General features: G+C 68.9%; 13 protein-coding genes and 3 pseudogenes. 9 read left to right on the top strand and 7 right to left on the bottom strand.

Annotation, left to right across the window (positions count from 1 at the left end; all coding sequences use genetic code 11):
* Positions 1-371: 371 nt before the first annotated feature.
* On the bottom strand, positions 372-1,586 hold the full coding sequence (locus ABZ876_RS37030) for a cytochrome P450 (RefSeq protein ID WP_361790125.1): 1,215 nt from the start codon (positions 1,584-1,586) through the stop codon (positions 372-374).
* Between the two features lie 511 nt (positions 1,587-2,097).
* On the opposite strand from ABZ876_RS37030, the gene ABZ876_RS37025 reads away from it, so the two are divergent.
* A complete protein-coding gene (locus ABZ876_RS37025) occupies positions 2,098-2,757 on the top strand; it encodes a TetR/AcrR family transcriptional regulator (protein WP_361790123.1) in 660 nt (219 codons plus the stop codon).
* Between the two features lie 178 nt (positions 2,758-2,935).
* On the opposite strand, the gene ABZ876_RS37020 is transcribed toward ABZ876_RS37025, so the two are convergent.
* Positions 2,936-4,624, bottom strand: a complete 1,689-nt coding sequence (locus ABZ876_RS37020; RefSeq protein WP_361790120.1) for a carboxylesterase family protein — start codon at positions 4,622-4,624, stop codon at positions 2,936-2,938.
* A 33-nt stretch (positions 4,625-4,657) separates the two neighbouring features.
* A complete protein-coding gene (locus ABZ876_RS37015) occupies positions 4,658-5,905 on the bottom strand; it encodes a choice-of-anchor Q domain-containing protein (protein ID WP_361790118.1) in 1,248 nt (415 codons plus the stop codon).
* Positions 5,906-6,592: 687 nt separating this feature from the next.
* Here ABZ876_RS37015 and ABZ876_RS37010 point away from each other — a divergent pair.
* Together ABZ876_RS37010 and ABZ876_RS37005 are read left to right on the top strand one after the other, a co-directional pair.
* Positions 6,593-7,303, top strand: a complete 711-nt coding sequence (locus tag ABZ876_RS37010; protein WP_361790115.1) for a hypothetical protein — start codon at positions 6,593-6,595, stop codon at positions 7,301-7,303.
* A 12-nt stretch (positions 7,304-7,315) separates the two neighbouring features.
* Complete coding sequence (locus tag ABZ876_RS37005; protein WP_361790112.1) at positions 7,316-7,705, top strand: STAS domain-containing protein; 390 nt, start codon at positions 7,316-7,318, stop codon at positions 7,703-7,705.
* Positions 7,706-7,789: 84 nt separating this feature from the next.
* Here the strand turns inward: ABZ876_RS37005 and ABZ876_RS37000 are convergent.
* A pseudogene (locus tag ABZ876_RS37000) lies at positions 7,790-7,891 on the bottom strand (MOSC domain-containing protein); the annotation flags it as partial.
* 79 nt (positions 7,892-7,970) lie between these two features.
* Between ABZ876_RS37000 and ABZ876_RS36995 the strand changes: the two are divergent.
* Positions 7,971-8,222 (top strand): annotated as a pseudogene (locus ABZ876_RS36995) (STAS domain-containing protein); the annotation flags it as partial.
* A gap of 302 nt (positions 8,223-8,524) precedes the next feature.
* On the opposite strand, the gene ABZ876_RS36990 reads toward ABZ876_RS36995, so the two are convergent.
* Complete coding sequence (locus tag ABZ876_RS36990) at positions 8,525-8,698, bottom strand: CsbD family protein (RefSeq protein WP_361790109.1); 174 nt, start codon at positions 8,696-8,698, stop codon at positions 8,525-8,527.
* 137 nt (positions 8,699-8,835) lie between these two features.
* Between ABZ876_RS36990 and ABZ876_RS36985 the strand changes: the two genes are divergently transcribed.
* From ABZ876_RS36985 to ABZ876_RS36975, 3 genes are all read left to right on the top strand, one after another.
* Complete coding sequence (locus ABZ876_RS36985) at positions 8,836-9,006, top strand: hydrophobic protein (RefSeq protein ID WP_361790106.1); 171 nt, start codon at positions 8,836-8,838, stop codon at positions 9,004-9,006.
* A gap of 430 nt (positions 9,007-9,436) precedes the next feature.
* Positions 9,437-9,688 carry a hypothetical protein gene (locus ABZ876_RS36980; RefSeq protein WP_361790103.1) on the top strand — a complete coding sequence of 84 codons (252 nt, stop codon included), beginning with the start codon at positions 9,437-9,439 and terminating at the stop codon, positions 9,686-9,688.
* 10 nt (positions 9,689-9,698) lie between these two features.
* Positions 9,699-9,896 (top strand): hypothetical protein, encoded by a 198-nt coding sequence (locus ABZ876_RS36975; RefSeq protein WP_361790101.1) that lies wholly within the window; start codon positions 9,699-9,701, stop codon positions 9,894-9,896.
* Between the two features lie 17 nt (positions 9,897-9,913).
* Here ABZ876_RS36975 and ABZ876_RS36970 read toward each other — a convergent pair whose 3' ends face one another.
* A complete protein-coding gene (locus ABZ876_RS36970) occupies positions 9,914-10,570 on the bottom strand; it encodes a hypothetical protein (protein ID WP_361790098.1) in 657 nt (218 codons plus the stop codon).
* Between the two features lie 398 nt (positions 10,571-10,968).
* Between ABZ876_RS36970 and ABZ876_RS36965 the strand changes: the two genes are divergently transcribed.
* A complete protein-coding gene (locus tag ABZ876_RS36965; RefSeq protein ID WP_361790095.1) occupies positions 10,969-12,408 on the top strand; it encodes a PLP-dependent aminotransferase family protein in 1,440 nt (479 codons plus the stop codon).
* 125 nt (positions 12,409-12,533) lie between these two features.
* Here the strand turns inward: ABZ876_RS36965 and ABZ876_RS36960 are convergent.
* Positions 12,534-13,087 (bottom strand): annotated as a pseudogene (locus ABZ876_RS36960) (LOG family protein).
* Positions 13,088-14,065: 978 nt separating this feature from the next.
* Here ABZ876_RS36960 and ABZ876_RS36955 point away from each other — a divergent pair.
* On the top strand, positions 14,066-16,552 hold the full coding sequence (locus ABZ876_RS36955) for a SpoIIE family protein phosphatase (RefSeq protein WP_361790092.1): 2,487 nt from the start codon (positions 14,066-14,068) through the stop codon (positions 16,550-16,552).
* The last annotated feature ends 139 nt before the right edge of the window (positions 16,553-16,691 follow it).

Here is a 16,691-nt window from a genome sequence, read left to right as displayed (position 1 = left end):
ACCGAGTCGGCAAGCTCGCTCGTTTACGGCCGAGTAGTTGACAGGGCATTCAGGTCCACGGCGGAGGGGCAGGGTGGTATCGCCGACGGCCTTGACGTCGCGCGCGGGCCGCGCGGATCGGCTTCTTGTGGCTGGGGTCCAGAAAGAGCGCCGGCATCCAGGGTTGGCGCAGGGCCGCAGTCTGCCGAGCATCGTCTCCTGGGGCGGACCCCAGGCCACCACCGCTCCACCGCCGGGTGGGAGCCGGTTGAAGAACAGTGCTGCGCCGCATGCGCCCTGTTGATCACGGGGCGCACACCAGCGTCGGCCACGCCTCAGGCGTGATCACGCAGATCGATGCTGCCGGTCAGGGCAGGGCGCGGTGGGTCCACTCAGCTGAGGAAGACCGGAAGGCTGCGGTGGCCGTTGGAGATGAAGGACTGCATCGGTTCCACTTCCGTCTCCCTGACGGCCAGTGCGAGCCGGGGGAAGCGGTTGAACAAGGCGGGCAGCGCCACTTCCGCCTCGAGACGGGCCAGTGGAGCCCCCAGGCAGAAGTGCACACCGTAGCCGAAGGCCAGGTGCTCCTTGTCTGGGCGGGTTATGTCGAAGTCCCCTGCGGTGGGTCCGTACTTGTCCGGATCCTGGCCGGCTGCCGCGTACGAGTTGAGGATGGGATCGCCCTGGCGAATCGTGACGCCTTCGATCGTGATGTCCTCCACCGCGTACCTCAACGGCAGGTGAGCCACGGGTGCCCGGACCCGAAGGCTTTCCTCGATCACGTCGTGCCAGCCCACTTGGCCGGATTGAACCAGGGCGCACTGCTCGGGAGCGGTGAGAAGAGCGAAGATCGCGTTGTCCAGAAGGTTCACGGTCGTCTCGTGACCGGCGGCGATGATGAGCAGCAGAGTATCGATCAGCTCGGTGTCGGTGAGCGTGTCGTTGTCTTCCTTGGTCGCAAGAAGCAGACTCGTCATGTCGTCACCCGGCCGACGCCTGCGATAGCTGACGAGGTCGTGCAGGAGTTCGTACGTCCGCTGGTAGTTGGCGGCGGCGTCCTCAGCGCCGAGCGATGTGTTGAAGATGTTGTCGATGCAACGGCGGATGCCTTCGGCCATGTACCCGCCGGGGACTCCCATGAGGTCGGTGATCACCCCCGCCGGGATGGGGTAGGCGTAGCGCTGACGCACATCCACGACCTCGTCGGGGGAGTCGGCCAGGTCGTCCAGTGCCCTCTGCACGATCGTCTCGATCCGCGGCCGCATCGCCGCTGTGCGCCGTGCCGTAAAAGCCGGCGAGACCAGGCGGCGCAGCCGCCGATGCTCCGCGCCGTAGGCGGTGAACATGTTCCGCACGGACACCCAGGCGTACAGGGGCCACTCGGCTGTGATGGCGCCGGACATGAACTGCGGCCAGTGCTGGTGTGTGTCTTTGGAGACCCTCGGGTCGGTCAGTAAGCGCTGCAGCACGTCGTGCCGGTTGACAGACCAGGCTTCGATGTTGCCCGGGAGGACAACCTTGGTCACTGGTCCACGAGCGCGCAGCTGTGCGCCTTCCTCCTGCAGTGACCTGCCCTCGGGATCCAGCATCAGCGGGCACTTGTCCATGTAAATCACGCGAGCCTTTCGGTCGGTATGTCGGTGCCGGGGACGGCGGACCTTTGGGGAGGGGCGTCAGGCGGGACGTGCACGTTGCGGGGTCGAGGTGCCGATATGGACGGTTGTGGCCGGGATCAGTGCTTCTTCAGTGTCTGACGGTTGACCAGGTGACCAGGTGACCAGGGCGTAACGACATCTGCCGAACTCTTCGGGACGCCGACGGCGGATGTCGCCCCCATGCTCAGGTAACGAGGCTAGCGGCCTTGGTCGGAGATTTGTTGTTGTCTGGGCGTGACTCCTCCTGGACCAAAGATCCCGCCGTTGTCGGTAGCCGATACCCAGCGGGCCGTGCTTGTTTCCCCCCGCGGGCCAGCACGATCCACCACTTCATCACCTGACGCCAGACGAGGCGTCGGATGGCCTGCAGAGTGGTTCTCGCACTGAGCACCACTACGGTCCATGCGGACGATCGGTTGGACGGACCGTGGCGTGGCCCTGCGCTTCCTCTAGAGTCGGCTGTATGACGGAGGCACCAGCCCCGGACCGCGGCGCACGGTCCCGTGACGCGATTCTCGACACCGCTGGCGAACTGATGTCGCGGTATGGCTATGCCGCCACGTCCATCTCGATGATCTCCGCCGCGTGCGGTCTGCCGACCAGCTCGCTCTACTGGCACTTCGGCAGCAAGGACGGGATCTACGTCGCGGTACTGCGGCGCGCCAGGACCGCCCTGCTGTTGGCGCTGCCACCGGCCGAGATGCCGGGCGCTGACGTCGCCCAGCGCCTGGACGCCTTCCTCGCGGAGGTCAAGGACGCGTTCGAGCGTCACCCGCACGGTCTGAGGCTGCTGCTGGGGCTGGGCATGGTGCAGCAGGATGCCAGTACGGCGGCCGTGGCCGAGGTGCGTCACTACCGCGACGCGCTGCTGGCCTGGGCTCGTAAAGCGGTGAGCGCCGTCTTGGGACTGCATGAAGGTTCGCAGGTGGCGGACGAGTTGGCGCGCTTCACGCTGAGGATGGCGAGCGGAACCGCCGTCGCCCGCTGGTTCGAGCCGGGTGCCGTCCTGGACACCGGGCCGCTGCGTGTGGCATTGCTGGCACTGGCGGCGCACCACGGCGTGCCGTTGCGCGGCGCGCTGGGCGAGGACGCCCCGCGGCACGGCGCCACCGAACGGGAGTGACGCGCGGAAGGTGCCGGTCGGGCACTGCTCGGGGGGTCTTGAGCGTGTTCGACGCTTTCCTTAATTCCGGACAGCTCGCGGTGATACGGGGCGCGGGCGAAGTCGACGACCGCAGCCAAGCGCTCTCACGGACGCTGCACCAGGGCGTGCGGGCCCCGGTGCAGCGTCCGGCGCCCGACTAGCGCAGGTCCGACGTCGATGTCATCGAGCGGCTCGCCGGGACCTGGGTGGGAGAAGACTGCCAGAAAGCGCAGTGATGGTCGGTCGCGAACCCGGTGGAGGGGCCGATCCGGTCCGGCGCCAGCACCTGGACGCGGTCCCCGTCGGCCGTGTAGCGCGGCCATGGGGGAGTGCCGGGCCCGTTGGGGTCGCCGGTGGCCGCGAACCGGGCCCAATAGGTGGTCATGGTGGTGGACAGCCGCCGTTGGGCCGGCGTGAAGGGGGACAGCTGCTCCATGGGGAAGAGATAGGCCAGTTCGGAGGCGTGGAAGGCGCCCTGGGGCGTGTGCGGTGCCGGGATGAACGGGGGAGCCTTGGGGTCGTTGAATTCGTAGGCGTACACGGGTGTCCGGGTGCTGTACAGCCGGCTGTCGGCCCGCGCCGGACAGGCGAACCGCTGGTCGGTGCCGGCGGCGGAGTAGGCCAGGTTGGGCGAGGGATGCGCCGAGGCCGGATAGGTGTCGAGGACTGCGGCTGCACGGTCGCCGTGCTGGAGCCTGATCAGGGCGGCGTAGGAGTCGGAGGTCAGCGGACCACCGCCGAGCAGATCCACGAGCAGTGCGGTGAAGTAGCGATATTCGTCATGAGTGTTGCCGCTCAGCGTGGGGACCGCGTGCACGCGCCCGTCGGCCCATGCCGCGCGCGGAGAGCGCGGCAGGATGCGCGGCCCGGTGTTCGGACTCCACAGGGACGCCGCCCCGGTCCCGGCGCCGCGGATGAGCTGGGTGGTTGGCACGGCGCGCAGACAGGTTGCCGCGGTCGTCGGATCGGCGCAGCCGACCGAGGCGGCGAAGTCGCCGCCCTTGCGCTCGGCCGCGTCGAGCGTGAGCGGGGTCAGACCGCCGTCCGAGGCGCAGCTGCCGCTCTGCTGGATGGCCCGCTGGAACAGGCCCTTGGCAGTCGGCGACGCGATCTGCAGGCAGGTGTCCGCCGATCCGGCGGACTGCCCGGCGAGCGTCACCCGGTTCCGGTCGCCGCCGAAGGCTCCGATGTTGCGCCGTACCCAGCGCAGGGCGGCCTGTTGGTCCATCAGGCCGTAGTCGCCGGAGGCGCGGTCTGCGCTCTCGGCCGACAGGGCGGTGTGGGCGAGAAACCCAAGTGCGCCGAGGCGGTAGTTGACGGTCACCACCACCACGCCGCGCTCGGCCAGCGCCGATCCGTCGTAGTCGCTGCCCGCGCCGTAGGCGTTGCTGCCGCCGTGCAGCCACACCAGTACCGGGCGTGGCCGGCCGCCGGTGCGGGTGGGCGTCCACACATTGAGGTACAGGCAGTCTTCGGTGGTGCTGCCGATGCGGTTGGACTCGCCCGGCAGGACGGGGCCGCCGCCGGGCAGCAGCGTCAGCGGTAGTTGGGGGCAGGGGTGGGCCGGTGCGGTGGCGTCGCGTACGCCGGACCACCGTGCGGCAGGCCGAGGCGGACGCCATCGCAGTGTTCCGGTCGGCGGTGCGGCGAATGGGATGCCCTGGAAGACCCATCCGCCGCCGCGGTCGGCTGCGCCGCGCACCCAGCCGTGGTCGGTGCGCACGAGCAGGGAGTCGTGGGCGGCGGCGGCTCGGACCGTGCTCGGGGGAATGGTGAGGGACAGCAGGAGGGCCGCTACGGCGGTCATGGCGCGGGCCGAGATGCGGCGCAGGCTCGATGATCTCATCGTGTCGCTCCTGGTGCGGGTACGTAGGCGGGGTTATGGAATGTGTTCGTAGGCGCCGATGTCGCAGCCGGCGCCCTGAGGGCGGGCGACGCCGCGCTGATCGGTGGCCGGGCAGCCGTCGGCCGCGTCGAGAGCGGGGCTGCCCGGCAGCAGCGCGGCGGTGTCGGTGGGGCCGCCGTTGTCCGTGAGCGGCCCGATCAGCGCAGCACGGCTCGGCAGGTCGCCGATGGCGGTGAGTCGGCAACTGCCGTCACCGTCGATGTTGTGGCCTTGCGATGCGATCGTGGCGAACGCCTTCTCGCAGTCCGCGGCCGCTCCGTCGACGGTGTTGCCGGCGACAACGGAGTTGCGCAGGGTCAGACGGCCCAAGGGGAGATCGACGATGTCGGGGATGGGCCTGGGCAGGCTGTCGAGGTAGGCGGGGGCGATGTTGATTCCGCCCCCGCCGTCGCTGGAACGGTTGGCAGTGATGGTCGAGTTGCGGATCTCCACGACTTCAAGACCGCGGATGTCGATGCCTCCGCCGCGACCGCCGAGGCTGCCGGGGCGGTCGCCGGGGTCCGTCACGCGGTTGTCGGCGATTGTCGAGTTCGTAACGGTGCCGCCGTCGTCGAATCGGATGCCCCCGGCCTCGCCTGCGGCGTTCGCGCTCACGGTGCTGTCGATGAGATCCAGGTGGGAGCCGGGGGTGTTGAAGACGCCACCGCCGTAGCCGGCGGAGTTCCCGGTCACGGCGACCCGTCGCAGCGTCAGATGGTTTCCGTTGGCGATGGCGCCACCACCGGTGTCGGTGAAGGGCAGTTCGCGCTGCCTGGCCTCACCGCCGGTGAGTGTCACATCCGAGATGAGGGTATCCGCCCGCACGCGGAAGACCCGGTCAAGGCGGTTTGCGTCGACGACGGTGGTCCGCGCGCCGACACCTCTGATCGTGGTGGGAGCCTCGATGTTCAGATCGCCTGTGGTGGGGTCGGGATGGGACCCGATGATCAGCCGGGGGTCGGGCGGGATCGTCAGCCGGTAGCGGCCGGGAGGCAGGACGATCTCACTGCCCGGCCGGGCATTGGCGGCCATCACCGCGGCGCGCAGGGTGCACGCGCCCGACACCGTGCGGCACCGGCCGTCCGTTGGGTCGGCGTCGACTGCATCAGTCGTGGTGTCCACGGTGAACTCCGTCGGTGCGGTGGCCACGGGTGTGGCGGCACCGGCGGCGGGGGCTGCGAGGTTCGCCACTGTGGCGAGGACGATGGCGGCCAGTGCCGCCGGGGTGGCTCGAAACCGCATGCGATGGACTCCTCTCGGCGATGCATCCGGGGATGCGAGGACTCGGCTGCTGCGAAGACGTCGTGCGAGTGCGGGATGAGCGGCTCGTGCGAGGCACGCGGTCGGCGCGCGGCGACGGGCGGGGTGGCGCTGGAGCGACTGAGCGGATGGAGCACCGCAGAAAAAGGGAGGGGCGCACGGCATCTCGACGGGCTCGCGTGAACCTCCCAGGCTCTGGAAGGAGCGTTCCATTCAGAGAGGCCGGTGTCTACGGCCGACGGAGAAGATGACCGAATGGAAACGCTGCCCTGGGACGAAGTCGCTTGCCTGCCCCGGACGTTGGCCTCAGAGAAGTCGGCACGCCGTACGCGACGACCTGTAGGCTGACGCGCCCATCGACGCGCCGATGGTCCAGGAACGCCGCGAGTGGACCGGGGCGGCCTGACTGTCGCCCGACACGCTGCATGAGCACGACGACGTCACTGCCGTTGAGCCCGCTCGCGGAGTCTGTGCCGGCGCCGGCGGGTCGGCGGCGTGTGAACCTGCCGCCTCGCACGTGTACCCACGGGGAGAAGCTGGGCTCGATCATCATGGGATGACCGGCGTACGGGTAGACACGCCAAGGGATCGTCCGGACTCTTGCGTGATTGGGATCGGAGGTGCCCTTGACGCCTGAGGTAACTAGGCGCGGTCCTCGTCGATCAGACCATGATCGCCGATGCCGCCCGCCTGCTGCAGAACGTTCCGTGTGGCCGAGCCTTCGCAGGCTACTTGGTGGACGCGGGATGTGACCCGGTGCTGGCCGCGCCGTTGGAGGCCCGCGTCCTTGCCCCTCAGTTGATGAAGGCCGAGCGCCCGGCCGATCTCTCGGCTCTCTGCGACGCGTTGTTGTACGACAAGCTGTATGTGCTCCGGTGCGGGACACCACCGGACGCCGAGGGCCTGGAACTGCGTGTGGCGTTCCGCAAGCTGCAGTGGGACTCCGCCGTCGCGCGGACCCTCGGCGATCTGCACCGGAACCGGAAACGGTTCTCGGCAGCGCTGAACGAACTCCGGACGCCGGACGGCGCCGCCCTCGCCGTGCTGGGGACCTCGATCGATCTGTTACCCGATGTGGTCAAGGCCGCTGCGAATCCACTCGATCTGGCGGGGCGGCTTGCCCGGGACCATGCCCGGGAAGAGCCACCGAGGCCCCGGGCGGACGCGCGCTCTGGTGTGCCGCCCGGTGCCGCCGCCTGGGTGCCGGTCTGGTGTCGGCTGCACTGCTGTGACACGCTGGGGGGAGAACCAGCCTGGTCTGGTGAGGGACCCCGCGCTACCGTGCGGTCACCCACAAGGGTGGCTGGTGGAAGGTGCGGGTGGTCTCGCTCGGCTGTGAGCGGCACGCATGTCGCGCGCTTGACGACCTTCTCCCCGTAGGGGAGCCGACCGATGGCCTTCGATCCCGGACGGTGGTTTCTCACCATGACGGATTTCAGAGTACATGTCAGCAAATTCCCGGGCCGTTGCGTAGTCACGCTGGTTGGCGAGCTGGACTTCGATACTTGTCCGCAGGTCACCCAGGCCACGGATGTGATGATCATGCGCGGTCGGACGGTCAGCCTGGACCTTGCGGGTGTGTCGTTCATGGACGCCAGCGGCCTGGGGCTGCTGCAGTGCTTGCGCCGACGCGCCGGTGCGGAGGACGGCGTGCTGGAGCTGTGTGGCCTGCAGGCCCAGCCGCAGCGTGTACTGGACCTCACCGGCACCCGTACCCACTTCCGCATCGTCACCGCCCCGGGCGCGGCAGCCCGGTTGGCGGCGTATCCCGCCGCGATGTGACGGTTCAGGCGTCCGGTCGCAGGCCGGCCCCCGACACGGGAAGGTTCGGGTCCGGGCTGCGGCCACCTGGGCGTCGCACCGGCCCCCCTCCACACCGAGCCCGGCGAGCAGTGCGATGCTGTCCCGGTTCGGCTTGGTGAATGAGTACTCGCCGTTGCTGCTGACTGCCGTCACTATCCCGCTCATCCTCGGAGCCCCTCCCCGGCGACGGTGATCAGTCACGGCCCTGACCCTCGGGCCTCTGTGCGCAGCAGCCACGGTCAATCAACTGCGTGAGCTGCTTACCACGATCGCCCTTCAGCCGGGCCGGCGCCTGATCCTGGACTTGGCCGGCATGGAGTTCTGTGACTCCAGCGGCATCACAGCCCTGATCGCAGCCCGCAAACCACGCCCACGCCGTCCAGGCGGACATCGCGCTCGCGGCGGTCCCTCCCCACACACTGCGCGTGCTGCGCATCGTCGGCCTCACCAGATCTTTGCTCTCCATCCCGACAGCCACTCTGCCACCCGGTCCTGACTCCGGTGACGTTCTGACCTAGGACCTGCCGGGGGCAAGGGGATGTGCGGCAGGGACAGACTGCATGTCAAGGACCGCATGCATCGCACCGCGGTCACCTCCGGCCGCCATGGAAGCCGGCCCTGCGTGAGCGGGGTTGTCGTGCCGTCGAACGGACGAGCACAGCTCGCTGGCCTCCCGTTCAGCCGATTGCGACCGCCGACGACAAAGCCAGGAATGCAAGAAGCGCACGGTTGCCCGCCGCGGTAAGTCGAAGGCCTTGCCGGATCTTTTCCGCGAAGGCCCTCGCCGAGTACAAGGTGTCAGTGCTTGACGGCGTCCTTGGCCTTTTCCTTGGCTTCACGGGCGGCGCCCGTGCTCTTCTGCGCCTGTCCCTCGGCGGCCATCGGGTCATTGCCGATGGCGCTTCCCAGGGCATCCCTGGCCTTGCCTTCGGCCTGCCCGGTCTTCGCCTGGGCCTCCTCGCCGGCAGTCATGGCACAGGGCTCATAACCTGTGGTGCCGCTGTCGCGGTAACCCGCTCGTGCCTCGTCCTGTCCTCCTCCATAACAAGGCGCCGCCCGGGCATGCAGGCGGATAAGCAGGGCAAGCGGGGGCCAGGAGGTTGATAACTATGGTTCCCCTGCTTCTTGTTCTGCTTCTCGCGGTGATCCTCTTCGGCGCCGGCTTCGCCGTCAAGATCCTGTGGTGGGTGGCCTTGGCGGTCCTGGTGCTGTGGCTGCTCGGGTTCGTCATGCGATCCACCACCGCCGGCGGTGGCCGCGGCCGCTGGTACCGATGGTGACCTGACCCGCACCACCCTCTCGCGGGGCCCGGCTGTCACGGCGGCCGGGCCCTACTCGTACGCCCGAGGAGCAAGAGTACGAACCACACTGGATCGGCCGAAGGGGTATCAAAACGGTACCAGGGTAGGTGTGTGCAGTCGGGGGCGGGACGGTCATACGTGACGGAACCAGGCAACCTCCCACCGCCTCCCGACCTCGACCCCGACGAGAGCCGCCTGCCCCGGGCTGGCTGGGCAGGGGCGGCTGGAACCAGGCCCAAACGTCCTTGCCGCGGGGACAGCGGTAGGCGCCGGCGGCGGCGAGGCCCGCGGCGGGGCTCAGCGAGGGGGACGCCGTAGCGGGCCGGACGCAGCGGCATCACAGCGTCGACGGGGGCCTTGTGGCGCCATGCTCGGCCGAAGCGCGAGCGGAGGCTGATCTGGTAGACGCTTGGCTCTCGTACGCGGGACGCAGGGCGCGCCCCGCGACGCTGCCGCTCTCGCCGCCCACGTATACAAACGGGACGGCATCACCGGCGCGGGCGGGCAGCCCTTCGGGGGCGAGGATTTGGAGCCGTTCGTCGCCTCCTTCCAGGAGCGCAAATTCGGTGGCGCTGAACCGCCCCCCGATCAGACCGCGAACGACGCCGCGAGGAACGGGCCGGACGGGGCCCCGCGAGTCGAGGTGATCCTCAACCGCTGAGGTCTGGCGCATGGGTGCGAGCCACCGAGGAGAAACGCGTTCTTTAGCCGACATCCTCAGCGAACTCGCCGGAGCCCCGGGCCACACCCTCATCGAGGTCTACGCCGTCAGCGCCGCCCACGCCGCCGGACCCGCCCGCCGCGAGTTCTTCAACGCCCTGGTGATCGAAGAGGCCGAGATCATCACCTTCGGCCACTTCGACGCCTGACAGACCCGCACCGCCCCTCACCAGTCCCGGAGGGCACCGGGACGCCCGAACGAAGGAACACCACCGACGCGGGCTCCGGTGTGGCGCAGGATCTGCGCGCACACATGGGTGTCGATGATCTGCGGCACCCCGGTCAGGACGATCGGGGCATCGGCCAGAAGCGTTGCCGCGTACAGATGCAGAGCGATGATTTTGCTGCCCTGCACGGAGATCCGGCCGGACAGCGGGCGGCCACCGGTGACACGGACCAGGGCAGCATCCACAGCAGCGCGGCGGGTGGAGGTGGCGGTCACGGCCCTCACCTGATCCGACACCAGCGGGCAGGAAGCCGCCGATGTGGTCGTGGGGGTAGATGACGGTGGCGGGCCCGATCGGGTTCCGGGCGCCAGGACCGTCCCGGCCGGCAGCGCCACCTCGTCGCCGACGACGACGCCGAACTTCCTCTGCCCGGTGGTGATGCGCTGCCCGTCGAGGTTGACGGTGATCTCTTCGATCGCCGGTTCGGCGACCGGTCCGCGGTCGCACCGCAGTGCGGTGGTGGAGCAGAATGCGCCGATATCGACGCGGCGCCCGATCACCGAGTCGCCGATGAAGCCGGGGTGCTTCATGAAGACGTGCCCGGCGATCAGGCTGCGGTGATCTCCGCGCCGAAGCCGATCCGGCAGCCCGCCCATCTTGCCGGGACGATCCCGGATGGCAAGGCCGCGGGGCTCACGCTCGCCGTGACCGCGGTGGTCGGTCTCGCATGGCGTGTGTCCGCTAAACCCGGTAACCCAGTGGCCGGGAGCGCCTGTACGGGTGCCCCCGGCCGCCGCCGGTCAGAGGTATTCGTTCAGGCGGCCGGGCGCAGGTCGCTCTTGCGGGGGACCGCGCCGGTGGCGTGTTGAGGGCCTGGCGCGCGTCGACACCCCCGATGCGAGGCCGCGTCGAGACGGAGCATGCTTTGAAGGCCTCAGGGGCGAGCTTCGCCCCGTCCATACGTGCCGCGTGCTGTGGGGAGATGTGCGGTGCTTTCGTGTGCTATGCCCAGAACACTGCGTTATCAGTGGTATGGAGAGTATTGTCAAATTACATGACAGATCCCCGGACCAATTCCGCGGCCGGTTCGCCCCTGGCGTTCGGCGCGGACCTTCATCTGGAGCTGCGCGGACCCGGGCTGCGCGCAGGGCTCACGGACGCCTTGAGGGAGGCCGTGCGCACGGGGCGTCTGGCGCCCGGCAGTCGGCTGCCGGCCTCACGCTCACTCGCCGCGGATCTCGACGTCTCGCGTAACACCGTGGTCGAGTCCTACGCCGAGCTGGTCGCCGAGGGCTGGCTCACCGCCCAGCAGGGCTCCGGGACCCGGGTGGCCACCCGGGTCGAGCCGCACAGGTCCACGCCCGACGCTCCTCGCGCGAGGCCCGACGAGCACCGTCCCAGGTATGGCCTGTGGACCGGTGCACCGGACCTGGCGACCTTTCCGCGCACACAGTGGCTCACTGCGGCCCGCCGGGCTCTGACCGCCGCGCCACACGACGCCTTCGGCTACGGCGACGCCCGCGGCCGGATGGAGCTGCGCACCGCACTCGCGGACTACCTGGCGCGGGCCCGCGGGGTGTACGCCGAGCCGGAGCGGATCGTCATCGGTTCCGGTTTCTACCACGGTCTGGCGCTGATGGCGCAGGCGCTCAGGGTGCGGCGGGTGCGAGGGGTGGCAATCGAGGCCTACGGGCTCGACCTGTATCGCGACCTGCTGGCGAACGCCGGTTTGCACACCCCGCCCCTCTACGTCGACGACCATGGGGCACGCATAGACGACCTCGCGCGACTGCCTGAAGTGGGGGCAGTGCTGATGACCCCGGCGCACCAGTACCCGACGGGGGTCGCGCTCCGCCCGGACCGGCGCACGGCTGCCGTCGAGTGGGCACGTGCCACTGGCGGCTTGATCCTGGAGGACGACTATGACGGGGAGTTCCGATACGACCGTCAGCCGGTGGGGGCCCTGCAAGGCCTCGATCCGGAGCGGGTGGTGTACTTCGGTTCCGTGAGCAAGTCCCTGGCGCCGGGGGTACGGCTTGGATGGATGGTGCTGCCGGAGGAACTCATCCCGGAGATCGTGGCGGCCAAAGGGCCCGGCGACTACATGACGAGCGCCCTGGAGCAGATGACGCTGGCGGAATTCATCGCCTCGGGTGCGTACGACCGTCATGTGCGCTCGATGCGGCTGCGCTACCGGCGTCGCCGCGATCAGCTGGTCGAGGTGCTGCGCCAGAGGGCTCCTGGCATTGGTGTGAACGGGATGGCTGCGGGACTGCAGACGGTCCTCGAACTCCCGCGTGGCACCGAGAGCTCGGTGGCCCAGGCCGCGGCCCGGCAAGGTCTGGCGATCAGGGGGTTGACGCAGTTCCGCTGCGAAGTGGCGGACTGCGGATGGCAGTTGCCCGAACGGGACGCCCTGGTGTTCAACTACGCGGCGCCCTCGGACAGCGCGTGGGCAGGCGCACTGGACGCACTGTGCAGGGTGCTGCCCTAGAAGGGGTTCCGAGGGCGGAGCGGACGCGCCTCTGTCCGGTTCGGGAGCGTCCCTGCCGAGATTGGAGGTGCTGGGGCTGTCGGCCTCAAGTGCCAGGCCGCCCGTGCCGGAGTCCGCGCGATCTTTTAGGCGGGGAGCCGTGTTGTCACGATCTCGCCATCCGTTCCAACGCAGTTCTCCACGGTGGCGAGTGCGCCAGCAGCCGTGTCGGCGACGAAGACCAGCTCTCCAAGGGGCAATGGCACCAACCCCTGCTCGTCCATTCGCCGGGGCGTGAGTATCAGCCCGTCGTGGAAGCCCGCCGTGTTCAGCAGCACCACGGGGTCGTCGTACAGGCCGTGCTTCCTTAGCTCCAGAACCTCGGTCCCTTCGTCCACGTGCCCACGCCGCCGGGCATCACCACTACTGTGTCGGACACGGCGAGCAACCGTGCCTTCCGTTCAGCGAGATCCCTGGCGAACGCCATTTCGTCGGCGTCCTTCTCGACCCACTTCCGGCGAAAATCGACCGAGATCCCCATGAGCCGCCCTCCCGACGCCTGTACTCCGTCGGTGACGACCTTCATCAGCCCGGTATCGGATCCGCCCCACACCAGTGTGTGGCCGGCCCTGCCGATGAGCTAACCGAACTCGCGGGTCGGCTGGTGTAGAGCTCGTCGAGGACACTGAAAGGAAGGCAGCGATGTTCATCGCGGTGGGCGCTGTTGCAGTCATGACCGGACCGTATGCGCGCGTCCGCCCACACGTGTGGGCCATTTTCTGAGTAAAAAGACCCGGGGCCACTTCGCGTCGAACCGCCAGGCAGGTCCCTGGGCGCCGTCAGTCAGACCGTTTACACAGCGAAGCCGGAACGCCACGTCGCATGCGCGGAGCACCACGGTCAGGAGCGGGTTAGTGTCCCAGCTCCATAGATCCCGAGCTCGCTTCGTCCGCAGAATTGGTCTGGGAATCTGTCATAGAAATGGACCATACTGCGGTGCCACTGGGTGCCTAGCGTTGCACGCATGAGTACGAACGAAGCACGCGGAAGCCAGCAGCGCCTCCCACGCGGCGATCGTGCCCGCGTCCTCCTGCAGCCCACGTCAGTCTTTCTCGCCGAGGCTGGCGGCATGACGGTCATCATGCTGGCGGACGGGTTTTACATGGCTCATGCCCGCTGTGTGCGCCTGGTTCCGTACGTCATAGGACTGTCCGTTGCGCTGGTGATCGCTTTTCTGCGGCCCTGCAGCGGGGGCTTGATCAACCCCGCCCGCCAGTTCGTCCTGCCGCACTCGCTGTGCAGACCACCGATCTGCGGATCTGTCTGGTCGCTCCGATTCTGGCGGCGGCCCTCGGGGCCCGACTGCACCACCTGCTCAGCAGTCGCCGAGTGACGCGTGAGGTGCGGGTGAGAACAAGCGGGGAGTCACCGGACGGCCGTGTTGCTGCCGTCGCTGTCAGCCGACGGCCCGTTGGCTGCACCCAGGCCCCGACAGGGGTCCCGCCGGAGCACGTCTGGCGGGCAGAGACACCGCCGCAGCCACCGTCGAGGGCACTGTGAATGGGCTGTGGCCTGCCGTGCCTGGTAGCTCGATCACTCCTGCCCTGGACCTATCCATCCACCAGACAGCCGAGCAGTTGGGGGCCGCATCGCAGGGGGGACATAGAAGGGAAGAGCAATGGGCAGTTCCGCAGAGACAGCAGTCCCCGAGGCTCAGACGGCCATCGAGACAGTCTGCCCGGCGATAGCTCTCCTCGACGCGCAGGGGACGGTGGTCGGATGGTCGCAGGCCGCTCAGCGGCTCGTGGGCTACTCGGCCACGGAGGTGGTGGGGCGGTCCGCCGGGGTCCTCTTGGCGGCCACTGACGACCGAGCAAAGGCTTCCCAACCCGCACAGGAGAGCACCCTTCGGGACTGCTGGTCCGACCTCGCTCAGGTCCGCCACCGCGACGGCCGCAGCATCGACGTGCGCCTATGCGTGTCATCACTGACCGGGCAGGACGGCCGGGACTGGTGGGTGGTCTGCGCGACCGACAAGGCCTCGCTTCCCGCGTGGCCGGCCAAGGCCACAGTGGCGGACCCGCTCCCCGCTACGCTGCCGCTGCCCAGCCGCCTGCCGATCGGTGTCGTCGTACGGGACACGCACCTGCGCTGCATCCGGGTGAACGACACCCAGGGCTCCAAGGACGGCATCCCTCTCCCCAAGCGGCTGGGCCGCAGGCTGACGGAGACAGCGCCCGGGACGGAGGCCGAAACGCTGGAGGCAGTGATGCACCAGGTGCTGGAGAGCGGCGACCCGGCGATCAACGTGGACTACCAGGCCTTCCTGCCGGCGAATGTGCGAAGCAGCCGCATATTGACAGCGTCCTACTTCCGCCTCGACGACGCGCAGGAGCGCGCGCTGGGCGTGTGCGTCGTGAGCGTGGACGTCACCGACAGCCGACGGGCGCGAGAGCGTCTGGCAATCCTCGGCGAGGCCAGCAGGCGCATCGGCACCACTTTGGACGTCATGCAGACCGCGCAGGAACTGGCCGCCCTCACCGTGCCGTTCCTCGCGGACTACGCCACCGTCGACCTGGCGGAGACCGTCCAACACGGCGAGGAGCCCTTGGCCCATCTCGGCCCACAGGACGAGCGCGTCCCCGCCTTCCGCCGTGCGGGCCTGGCCTCGATCCACCCGGGAACGCCGGAGTCCCTGTTCGCTCGCGGAGAGCCGGTCTTCGTCCCCCCCACTTCGCCCTTCGCCGGTGTCCTGCGCTCCGGGAAATCCCACTTCGAGCCGATACTGGACACATCCCCGGGCACATGGCTCGACCACCACGACCCGGCGCGGGCGGAGAAGATCCGCAAGCACGCCATGCACTCGTTGATGGTCGTCCCGATCCACGCCCGGGGCGCGGTGCTGGGCATGGCGGTCTTCATGCGGACGGAGGACCCAAGGCCGTTCGAGGAGGACGACCTGCTCTTGGCCGAGGAACTCGCCAGCTGGGCAGCGTTGGCCCTGGACAACGCCCGCCAATACGTGCGCGAACGCTCCGCGGCTCTCGCCCTGCAGCGCCTGCTGCACCCCCACCGCCCCACGGGCGGCTCCGCCGCGGACGTGGCCTGGCGCTACCTGCCGGCCAACAGCCACCACGGCATCGGGGGTGACTGGTTCGACGTGATCCCCCTCTCCGGCGCCCGCGTCGCCCTGGTCGTCGGCGACGTGGTCGGACACGGCATCAACGCGGCGGCGAAGATGGGCCAACTCCGCACCGCCATGAACACCCTCGCGGGCATGGACATGCCTCCCGACGAAGTACTGTCCCGCCTCGACGAGCAGGTCATCCGCCTCACCGAGGCGGAAGACCCCCGGCATCCGGCCACCACCACGATGGCCGCCACGTGCCTCTACGCCGTCTACGACCCGGTCACCCGCACCTGCACCATGGCACGGGCCGGCCACCCCCCGCCCGCGATCATCGACCCGTACGGCCACGTCACCTTCCCCGACCTGCCCACCGGAGCACCGCTCGGCCTCGGACTGGTCCCCTTCGAGTCCGTAACATTGGAACTCGCCGAAGGAAGCGTGCTCGCCCTCTACACCGACGGCCTGATCGAGGCCCGCGACCAGGACATCAGCGCCGGCATGAACCGTTTGCGCGCGGCCCTCGCACAGCCCGACCTCACATTGGACGAGCTGTGCTCTTCGACGGTGGACACACTGCGGGCCAAGCCGCCGAGCGACGATGTCACTCTGCTCCTCGCACGGACCCGCTCGCTGGGCGCAGACCAGATTGCCTCTTGGCAGTTCCCCAGCGACCCCGCCGTCGTCAGCCGTGCCCGAACTCTCGCTGCCCGGCAGCTGACCCAGTGGGGACTGGAACACCTAGCCGAGTCCACAGAGCTGATCGTCAGCGAATTGTTCACCAACGCCATCATCCACGGCAGCAGCGACTGCAACAGTGGTCGAACCATCGGCCTACGCCTCATCCGGCACGAGATGCTGACCTGCGAAGTCTCCGACGCCAGCCACAGCCACCCGCTTGTGCGACACGCCCGCACCACTGACGAACACGGCCGCGGCCTCTTCCTCGTCACCCAACTGTCCCGTCGATGGGGAACCCGGCAAATCCCGGACGGCAAAATCATCTGGGCTGATCAGCAACTGCCAGCCAGTGCGTGAAACCACAGAAGCCGTCGATCATCTGGTCTCTCCTTCGTGGATACCCCCGGCTTCAGCCGGGGGAGGAAACGAAGCCCCTGCGGAGCAGGGCAGGGAAAGCCGGTTCGCCGCCAGGGCGGACCGGCGTCCACCGACCACC

It is taken from the genome of Streptomyces sp. NPDC046931 (genome assembly GCF_040644655.1).
Lineage (GTDB): Bacteria > Actinomycetota > Actinomycetes > Streptomycetales > Streptomycetaceae > Streptomyces.
Note: the sequence above shows the minus strand (reverse complement) of the source record. Positions and strands in the feature narration are given on the sequence as shown.

Excerpts from the sequence above, each read along its gene's own strand:
- ABZ876_RS37030 (WP_361790125.1), bottom strand. The coding sequence starts at position 1,586 with ATGGACAAGTGCCCGCTGATGCTGGATCCCGAGGGCAGGTCACTGCAG.
- ABZ876_RS37025 (WP_361790123.1), top strand. The coding sequence starts at position 2,098 with ATGACGGAGGCACCAGCCCCGGACCGCGGCGCACGGTCCCGTGACGCG.
- ABZ876_RS37020 (WP_361790120.1), bottom strand. The coding sequence starts at position 4,624 with ATGAGATCATCGAGCCTGCGCCGCATCTCGGCCCGCGCCATGACCGCC.
- ABZ876_RS37015 (WP_361790118.1), bottom strand. The coding sequence starts at position 5,905 with ATGCGGTTTCGAGCCACCCCGGCGGCACTGGCCGCCATCGTCCTCGCC.
- ABZ876_RS37010 (WP_361790115.1), top strand. The coding sequence starts at position 6,593 with ATGATCGCCGATGCCGCCCGCCTGCTGCAGAACGTTCCGTGTGGCCGA.
- ABZ876_RS37005 (WP_361790112.1), top strand. The coding sequence starts at position 7,316 with ATGGCCTTCGATCCCGGACGGTGGTTTCTCACCATGACGGATTTCAGA.
- ABZ876_RS36990 (WP_361790109.1), bottom strand. The coding sequence starts at position 8,698 with ATGACTGCCGGCGAGGAGGCCCAGGCGAAGACCGGGCAGGCCGAAGGC.
- ABZ876_RS36985 (WP_361790106.1), top strand. The coding sequence starts at position 8,836 with ATGGTTCCCCTGCTTCTTGTTCTGCTTCTCGCGGTGATCCTCTTCGGC.
- ABZ876_RS36975 (WP_361790101.1), top strand. The coding sequence starts at position 9,699 with ATGGGTGCGAGCCACCGAGGAGAAACGCGTTCTTTAGCCGACATCCTC.
- ABZ876_RS36970 (WP_361790098.1), bottom strand. The coding sequence starts at position 10,570 with ATGGGCGGGCTGCCGGATCGGCTTCGGCGCGGAGATCACCGCAGCCTG.
- ABZ876_RS36965 (WP_361790095.1), top strand. The coding sequence starts at position 10,969 with ATGACAGATCCCCGGACCAATTCCGCGGCCGGTTCGCCCCTGGCGTTC.
- ABZ876_RS36955 (WP_361790092.1), top strand. The coding sequence starts at position 14,066 with ATGGGCAGTTCCGCAGAGACAGCAGTCCCCGAGGCTCAGACGGCCATC.